8 protein-coding genes are annotated in these 8,406 nt (G+C 47.1%); 2 read left to right on the top strand and 6 right to left on the bottom strand.

Annotation, left to right across the window (positions count from 1 at the left end):
* Nucleotides 1-55: 55 nt before the first annotated feature.
* Nucleotides 56-553: a hypothetical protein gene (locus tag D479_RS13745; RefSeq protein ID WP_008638084.1), complete on the top strand. Its 498-nt coding sequence runs from the start codon at nt 56-58 to the stop codon at nt 551-553.
* Between the two features lie 497 nt (nt 554-1,050).
* Here the strand turns inward: D479_RS13745 and D479_RS13740 are convergent, their stop codons facing one another.
* The 4 genes from D479_RS13740 to D479_RS13725 form a co-directional block, all read right to left on the bottom strand.
* On the bottom strand, nt 1,051-2,595 hold the full coding sequence (locus D479_RS13740; RefSeq protein ID WP_008638082.1) for a BCCT family transporter: 1,545 nt from the start codon (nt 2,593-2,595) through the stop codon (nt 1,051-1,053).
* Nucleotides 2,596-2,734: 139 nt separating this feature from the next.
* Nucleotides 2,735-4,180, bottom strand: a complete 1,446-nt coding sequence (locus D479_RS13735; protein ID WP_008638080.1) for an FAD-binding oxidoreductase — start codon at nt 4,178-4,180, stop codon at nt 2,735-2,737.
* 51 nt (nt 4,181-4,231) lie between these two features.
* Nucleotides 4,232-5,674: an FGGY-family carbohydrate kinase gene (locus D479_RS13730; RefSeq protein WP_008638078.1), complete on the bottom strand. Its 1,443-nt coding sequence runs from the start codon at nt 5,672-5,674 to the stop codon at nt 4,232-4,234.
* A 26-nt stretch (nt 5,675-5,700) separates the two neighbouring features.
* Nucleotides 5,701-6,477, bottom strand: a complete 777-nt coding sequence (locus D479_RS13725) for an SDR family oxidoreductase (protein WP_008638076.1) — start codon at nt 6,475-6,477, stop codon at nt 5,701-5,703.
* A gap of 237 nt (nt 6,478-6,714) precedes the next feature.
* Between D479_RS13725 and D479_RS13720 the strand changes: the two genes are divergently transcribed.
* Entirely contained in the window at nt 6,715-7,281 is a 567-nt protein-coding gene (locus D479_RS13720; RefSeq protein WP_008638075.1) for a glycerol-3-phosphate responsive antiterminator, read from the top strand.
* A gap of 189 nt (nt 7,282-7,470) precedes the next feature.
* On the opposite strand, the gene D479_RS13715 is transcribed toward D479_RS13720, so the two are convergent.
* A complete protein-coding gene (locus D479_RS13715) occupies nt 7,471-8,121 on the bottom strand; it encodes an MOSC domain-containing protein (RefSeq protein WP_008638074.1) in 651 nt (216 codons plus the stop codon).
* A gap of 20 nt (nt 8,122-8,141) precedes the next feature.
* Nucleotides 8,142-8,363, bottom strand: a complete 222-nt coding sequence (locus D479_RS13710; protein WP_008638073.1) for a hypothetical protein — start codon at nt 8,361-8,363, stop codon at nt 8,142-8,144.
* Nucleotides 8,364-8,406 lie beyond the last annotated feature (43 nt).

Here is an 8,406-nt window from a genome sequence, read left to right as displayed (position 1 = left end):
CACCTTTAACATTTGTTAAAATGTATAATAATCATATTTGTTTGGGGTGGATATTTTGTTTGTAAAACAAAAATCATCTTATTTGAAGGTTTTCTCGCTCCTTGTATTGACTACATTAATCGTAGGTTGTTCAGAAGCAAATTCCGGGGAAAGTTATAACCTTGAACAACAGATAGAAGAAAAACAAGAACACTTTGAAGAAATTATTGCAGAACAAGATGAAGAGTTTGGAAAACTAGTTTTTTATATTTTAGAAGATAGCGAAAACAACCAGGGAGTTGGCTTATCAATTTTCCAGGAAAGTAACGATGGAAATTGGGAGTATTCTAAAGGAACAGCACACTTGGCGTCTACAGGAGAAGTATATTCTTCCGACTATATCGAAATCGATGACTCAACAAAATTAGTTTATGGGTATATTAATGAAAAAGATTTTAATGATTTGAGTTTAGATAAGCTAGATGAAGTAAATGATGAGGAAATTGAATTAAATAGTTCTACTATAACCTATTCATTAGTAGACATTGATCAAGATATTAAGTTCACAAATTAAAACAAATAAAAAACCGCCAAAAGTGAGCGCTTTTTGTTCTATAGTTTTAAACCAAGTGAATTAGCAACCTCAACACCTTATCTAAATGTCTATGTATATATTTAACAATTCATTTTCAACACAATGGATAAAGAGTACCTTTTTTAAAACACTTCGAAATTTTGTCTTCTAGACAACTGCGTTCTTGAATAAAAGAAATAGCTGAAGATTAACTATACAATTTTCAGCTATTGCCCCCGTTTACGTACGATATGAATCCGAGGTAACCGTAACGCTTATATCACCCAAGCACCCAATATAACGAACGAAGTACCAATGACTAATACAAAACTCTTCGCTAGCCTATACAGGGTTTTATTGAAAAATTTAAAAAGACTTTCCCATTAGATATAGACGCTTGAACCAAGGACACTTGTTCTAATTGTTCAAATATCAACACCAAACTTTAACTAAGCCTTTTCATTAAAAAAAAGCCGGCAATCTGCCGGCTTTTCCCTTTATTGTCTATCTGAAGAATGACGATCAAATTTCTTCGGATTTTTCATAATGACCATTAACGAAATCAAGCTCAATACACCGAGGAAGAGAGCCGGAAACCCCCCCAGATAAGAAAGCGTCCGAATCCCGTCCAACCCAAGGGTGGAAATGAAAATCAGCGCAACAGCACCTACAATCACACCCCACGTCACTTTGATGAAGACAGGAGCTTCCTGGGACCCCTCGGTTATCCCGGTGGAACTGATGCTTGCCATCGCATTCGTCGTCGAATCTGTTGCCGTGACAAATGAAATCATGACAGCAAGCAGGTAGATGATAATCAGAACACTTGCAAAGGGCAACTCACTTAAAACAGCGTAACCGGCTGCTCCTGTTCCCTGTTCAGCAATCACTTCCGCCAGATCAACCTTCCCCGTCATTTGGAAATTAAGAGCGGTTCCACCCAGCACCGTCATCCATAGGACACTGAAAAAGCCGGGAATGACGAAGTTCATCATTATGACTTCTTTGACCGTATATCCGTAGGCGATCCTGGCCAGGAAAACCGCTGTTACAGGCGCCCAGGCCATCCAGTTCGACCAATAGAAGGTCGTCCAGCCGCTTGCCCAATCGTCGTTCGCTGTTTCTCCGGTGAACAGTGCTTTATCAAAGAAGTTCGACAGGAACCCTCCAAAGCTTTCCGTTCCCATACTGAACATGAAGACGGTCGGACCGAGAATGATAAGCGCAGCTATGATGATGTAGTACAAGTAGATATTAAAGTCAGCCAGCACCCGGATTCCCTTCATCAGACCCGTACTGGAAGAGACGATGAAGGCAATGGTCCCGATGATGGTGATGACGACCCAGAGCGATTTATCATTATCAATGCCGAACAGCGAGTTGATTCCTCCGCCCATATTCATTACGGACGTACCGAAGGAGGAAGCAATGGCCGCGGCTACTGCAAAAAGGATCACCGCATCCACGACCGTGTTGATTTTATCTTGATTGTAATTCCTGAGAGCCGGCGAAATTTGCGAGCCTACACTAAAGGAGCGCTTCATATTGTAATAAGCGAAGGCAAACACGATGGTAGGGATGGAATAGAACGCATACGGGATGAATGTCCAGTGCAGATAGAGCGTTTCCATTGCAAAAATGGCCGCCTCCGCAGACATCGGCTCAATCCCAAGCGATTGTGGAGGAGAGGTGAAGTGAGAAATCGGCTCTGCTGTTCCCCAAAACAAAATTCCGGCAGCGATCGTCGTTGTCAACGTGATGGCAAACCATGTTTTCTTTCTAAGTAAAGGCTTCGCCTCTGCTCCCCCGATCTTCACGTTTCCAAGTGGAGAGAAGTACGCGAAGATAATCAGGATAACACAAGCGACGCCTGCAAGACTGTACACCCAGCCGAGCTCCTGCGTCATGAAGTTTTTGGCGACGGTCGTAACGTGTAAAAACCAATCATAGCTGACAAAGTTTAAAATAATCGTAAGTAAGAGTAATACAAAGGCCGGCAAAAATACCAGCGGACGAATCCGCACCCTTTTTTTGCTACTCATATTTTTCCTCCTTGTTTTCAACAGGTTTTCTATGTTTCAGCAAACTTCCCTCTGCCGTTTCGTCATTACAAAAATGCAGACACCGCCGGACCGGTTCTTATTCCGGTCCGGCAGTCGACTACATTTAGAGAAGAAGCATTTACTTATCTTCTTTCGGGAAGATTGTCCCTTTATTCATGATGCCTTTCGGGTCAAATGCCTGCTTGAGCGTTTCCAAAATATAATAGGAAGAACCATATTCCTCTTTGATCCATGGGGTTCTGTGCTTTCCGACACCATGGTGGTGGACCATGGAACCGCCCGCCTTGATCGTTTCTTCTACAATGATCTTGTTGATCGGATAATGATATTTGGTGATTTCTTCTTCCGGCTTAATGTCAACAAGGTCGTAATAATAAACGAAATACATATTCGTACCGTTCATGTAACTGTGCGAGGAGTGACCGCCGAGCATAGTAATGTGAGGAATCTCTTCCCGCACGCGTTTGATGCACCGCTCATAAATATCATGAATGACGCCCCATGTCCCTGATACTTCTGTCGTAAATCCGATATTGTTCGTCTCTTTGATTTCTTTTCTCTCTTCCAGCACTTTTGCCGGGTCCCAGTTCAGGTTCTCGAACCAGTTCTGAATCAAACGGCTTTCCACTTGTTCCGCCGGCCCGTGCTCGCTGACGATTTCTTCAATAGCTGCTCCCGTCACTTCCGCCAAAGCCTTCGGACCTTCCACCATGAAGATAAGGACACATTTACCTTTCGAGAAATCAAAATGATCCGCTCCATCTTCCGGATCGTACAGCCGGGCCACAGACGGACGGTACCCCTGCACCATCACTTCCCGTAGAATTTCAAATCCTTTCTTCATATCATCCAATAAGTACCCGAAGTAGCGGTTGTTATCCGGCTGATACTTGAAGACCTTCACGGTCACTTCCGTAATGTAGCAAAGGGCTCCTTCGTTGCCGATGATGACATGACGAATATCAGGTCCTGCCGCGCGACGCGGGATGTTTCTGATTTTTGTCACTTCGCCATTCGGAAATACCGCTTCCAGACCGATCACCATGTCTTCAATGCCGCCGTACAAAGTGGAAAGCTGGCCGATACTACGCGTCGCTACCAGTCCGCCCATTTGAGCGAGCGGCTTCGACTGCGGAGAGTGGCCCGTCGTCAACCCTTGTTCCCTAAGCTTATCCTCCAACACTTCTAATGGAACGCCGCATTTGACGGTCGCCAGCATATCGTACGGATCGATGCTTACAATCTCATCCATTCCTGATCCATCGATGACGATGGAATTCTCCACAGCCGTCTCCAGACCACCTTCCGTAGCAGAACCGCCGGTACGAGGTACAGCGTTAATACCGTTGTCGTTCATATAACGAAGGAGATCGGATACTTCCTGCTCATCCTTCACTTTGACGACAGCAGCAGGAAGCGGCTGCGTGTAGATCCCGTGAATCGTTTCATATTTACGGAAACGGTCCACACTGTTTTCTTTCAACACTTCTTCTTCCGTAATGACCCTGTCTTCTGCAATAAATGCCTGGATGTCCTTTACAATCTGTTCTCTTGTCAATGCCATAGTTAAAACTCCTCATCTTAAATTGATAGATTTATAGAAAACGGCAGCTTGTTACCGGTTGAAAAAGGCATGCGCCTGCTTCAAAACCGGGTCTGTATGTGCCGTTATTTGCTGGTACACTTCTTCATTAAACCGCGTATAAAAATCGTGCGTGTCCATGTCCGGCGAAAAGCTGTCTTTGACCTTCACCATCTCCGTTATCGCCTGGTCGTAGTTCTCGTAGATCCCCAGCGCAACGGATGTATTAATCGCTGACCCGAGGCTGGCGGAACCGTTGATCACATTCCTGTCTGCCGGTACACCGAACACGTCGGCAAAAATCTGCATCATCAAGTCCCCGTTGGAGCCCCCGCCCGTAAGGATGATACGTTCCAGCCGTTCTCCCATCTCCGCGTACATAGCATCCATGTGGGCTTTCATCGTAAGGGCGATCCCTTCAAGAATCGACCGGTACATATGGGCACCTGTATGACGGACGTCGAAGCCGATCATCATGCCTTTCTTATACGGCTGCCCCGCAGGAGCCAGCCAGTCGAGAACGGTAAGGAGTCCGTCACTTCCCGGCGGGACACGGGAATCCGCTTCCGCGTTTAAGTAATCCTCCGGTGAAACCCCCGACGCTTCCGCTTTTTTCACGAGGTCTTCACCAAGCAGCTCTTTGAACCAGCTGACGGTCCACATTCCCCGCCGGATTCCTCCGCTTTCGTAGAGATACTCCTGCGGTACAGCAGAAAAGTTCGTCCAGTAATTCTCTGCTTCCTTCACATTCTGCCTACCGCCGTGCACCATCCCCGCTATGTACGTTCCCAGGGAAATCAGTGCCGTCTCTTGTGTGCGGATGCCCGCACCAAGCGCTTCCACCGCTTTATCATTGGCGGTTGCAACAACCGGAAGCCCCTTCGGAATGCCGGTAGCCAAAGACGCCTCCTCCGTGATATGGCCGAGGATGGTTCCAGGAGGGTAGAGGTCAAAGAGCATGTCTTTCGACAGGTTGTATTGCTCATACAAGGAATCCTCTTCACTCCACCCCCACGTATCCGTATCTATCGGCCACTGGCCCTGGTAATTCCCTGCAGAATCCTTTTTCTCTCCAGTCAGCCGATGCGTGAGATAACCAGAGGATGTCGTGACGTAGGAAACTTCCGAATCTTCCTGTTCATATGGTTTGGAGACCCTCTCATCCATCCAGCTTTGGGCTGGGGAAGCAAGGCATCCGTCTGCTTTCAACAGACAGCGGACGAAGCGGATCGTGCACAATCCGACTCCGACGATAGCTTCCCTGTCACCGGAGAACTGATCCATCGCCTTTTTCGATGCAGCAGCAAGGGAGTCCCAAAGATCATCTCCCGGATGCTCCACCTGCCCGGGTTCGGGAGTATCCACCGGCTTAAGCGGCTGTACTCCCCGGCTGACCGGGTTTCCTTTCAAGTCGTAGATCACCACCTTCGTACTCTGTGATCCTCCGTCGACTCCAATTATGTAGCGTTCCGTCATTTCGCCCCCAGCTCCTTTCTCCCTAATCAGCGGACAAGGTATCCTCCGTCCACTGCCATGATGTGTCCATTGACGTAGTCGGCAGCCCGGCTTGCCAGAAAGACGGTCGCTCCCATCAAATCAGCCGGTTCGCCCCAGCGGCTGGCAGGTGTGTGATCCAACACTTTCTGGTTGGCTGCCGGGTCATTGCGTGTGTTTTCCGTTATATCTGTGGCATAGTAACCGGGAGCGATCCCGTTCACTTGGATATTGTACTGAGCCAGTTCATCGCAATACGCCTTAGTAAGTCCGGCAATACCGTGCTTACTCGCCGTGTAGGCAGGAGAACCCTGTCCTCCGTGGTAGGAAAACACCGAACAGATGTTGATGATCTTCCCTTGACGCTTCGGAATCATCACTTTCGCAGCCTCGTGACTCATTTCGAACGCTGCCGTTAAATTCACCTGCATCAACGGATCCCATTTGTCCCGTCCGAACTCGTTAAATTCTGCTACGGTATTCATCCCGGCACTGTTGACGACGATATCAAGCGCGCCCATCGTTTCCAGACAGCGGTCGACGATCCTTTTAGCGGCACCGTCTTCCGTCAAGTTCACTTCCATGAACTCCATCTTGGCTCCGGTCTGTTCAATAAGTTGCCTCGTCGTTCCATCGTCTTCTGTAAGACTCGGAATAAAAAGGTCCGCCCCTGCTTTCGCCAGGGCAAGAGAAAATGCACGACCCAAGCCTGTATTTCCACCGGTTACGATGGCTGTCTTTCCCTTCAAGGAAAAGAAATCCATCGAAAAATCGGTCATGTCCATATCTTCCACTCCTTCCTGAGCAGTTTTCGAGCAAAAAAAAGAGAGAAAAGCATACTTCCCCCAAGGAGGAAGTTACTTTTCTCTCGGCTCTAGTAACTCTAACTGTCTATAAGTATAGGCATAGTTACACAGACTGTCAAATTCGGACATGATTCCTTTCCCAAGGAGCCCTCCCCTTTTACTTAAACTAGTATTTGTATATAATAAAAAGAGAAATATGTGGATAAGGAGACTATTATGAGAGATCATGTCGAAGAAGCGCTGGAAGAAAATCCAGTCATCGCAGCTGTAAAAGATGACAAAGGATTAGAAGAAGCGATCCAGACGGATTGTACAATTATATTCATCCTGAATAGTGACATCATCAATGTAGGTGAGATTGTAGAGAAAGTGAAAACCCACGGGAAGCTTGCTTTCGTGCACATCGACCTGCTGGAAGGTACATCGAATAAAGAAGTTTCCCTGCAGTTCCTAAAAGAAAACACCCAGGCAGACGGGATCATATCAACGAAAGCACAAATGGTCCGCGCCGCCAAAAATTACGGTTTTTATACGGTTCACCGATTCTTTCTTGTCGATTCCATTTCCTTTAAAAGCATCGATAAGCAGATTGCAAACTCCTCCCCCCACTTCATAGAAATCCTCCCCGGCATGATGCCTAAAGCAATCGGCTGGGTTAAAGACAAAGTACATATCCCCATTATCGCCAGTGGCCTTGTATGCGAGAAAGAAGATGTCGTAGAAGCGATCAAAGCAGGCGCCGTCGCCATATCATCGACAAATAATGAAGTCTGGTATATGTAAGAACAAAGAAGAGAGCTGTTCGCAAACAGCTCTCTTCTTTATTCTCAGCGGGGAGAATTCCAATCATTTCTCGGGAAATACTACAGCCGCTAAAATGCACTTCTTCTATCGCAGCCAATGGTTCGTGCAGGTCCGAATTCCGATTTTCCACCTTCATAAAAAATCTCTCTCCACAACCCTTTCTCTCCATCAGGCCATGCTTTCCGCCTTCGTTAACTGCTTACGGAGCGGGGCTTTCGTACTCTCCGCCAACGCTTCGGATGCGAGGACTCTCTTCAGCTTCTCTTTATTATAACGGTCGTGAAATTTCACTTCGTTCACTTCCGCAATCGAAACGTCCCCTTTTTCCATCAAAAGTAAGACGTCCTGACTGGAAACATACCCCTCTTTCAGCACACGGAAGAGAAAGCCTGTAAAACCGGTATCCCTCATGCGGAGCACCATATCAGGCACCGCATACTTTGCCGCCAGCTTATAACAAGGATTTCTCGGTTCGGATATTTGGATGACCGCTTCCCCGAATGCATAGACGTCTCCGACATGTCCCTTCTCTTCGGTCAATCCGACACAAGTCAAGTTTTCTCCGAACAGCGCTGTCTCTGGAGGATCCTTGACGATATCCTTCCAATAAGGATAGTAATCATAAGGATAAAGGCAGAGCGCTTTGTCTTCTCCACCATGATCTTTATACGCCTGTTCATCCCCGGCCAAACCGACCTTTGTCAGGTAGACCGGAGCTTCCGATGCCGTTTTCCTGATGGCGGATTCAAACGTTTTTCCGCCATAGGTCAACGTTTCCACCTTCCCGTAATTCAACGCCTGCAGGACATATCTTCCCATTATGTACTCCACTTCCTTCCCTACAAATAAACAGCGACGACAAGGACCAGTGCAACGAAAAGTACAAACCCTGATCCAGCCGCAGCCGACTTCCTCCGCCCTTCTGCCATAGCCCTAAACACCCGGACACCCGTTAAAAGCAGCAGGATGGCTGCCAGCACAAAACCTTCTCCCGGCATTTCCGGTCGAGTGAATATCAAAAACATGTAGCAAACGCCAACGATCCGTACGACCGCTTCCATAATCGAAAACCATTCGATGAACGGCTTTCCGGTTTTCCATTCG

This window comes from Halobacillus sp. BAB-2008, assembly GCF_000328325.1.
Taxonomy (GTDB): Bacteria; Bacillota; Bacilli; order Bacillales; family Halobacillaceae; genus Halobacillus.
Note: the sequence above shows the minus strand (reverse complement) of the source record. Positions and strands in the feature narration are given on the sequence as shown.

Bases quoted from the DNA above. Each gene is read 5' to 3' on its own strand.
- D479_RS13730 (WP_008638078.1), bottom strand. From the start codon at position 5,674: ATGACGGAACGCTACATAATTGGAGTCGACGGAGGATCACAGAGTACG.
- D479_RS13735 (WP_008638080.1), bottom strand. From the start codon at position 4,180: ATGGCATTGACAAGAGAACAGATTGTAAAGGACATCCAGGCATTTATT.
- D479_RS13715 (WP_008638074.1), bottom strand. From the start codon at position 8,121: ATGGGAAGATATGTCCTGCAGGCGTTGAATTACGGGAAGGTGGAAACG.
- D479_RS13720 (WP_008638075.1), top strand. From the start codon at position 6,715: ATGAGAGATCATGTCGAAGAAGCGCTGGAAGAAAATCCAGTCATCGCA.
- D479_RS13725 (WP_008638076.1), bottom strand. From the start codon at position 6,477: ATGGACATGACCGATTTTTCGATGGATTTCTTTTCCTTGAAGGGAAAG.
- D479_RS13740 (WP_008638082.1), bottom strand. From the start codon at position 2,595: ATGAGTAGCAAAAAAAGGGTGCGGATTCGTCCGCTGGTATTTTTGCCG.
- D479_RS13710 (WP_008638073.1), bottom strand. From the start codon at position 8,363: ATGGAAGCGGTCGTACGGATCGTTGGCGTTTGCTACATGTTTTTGATA.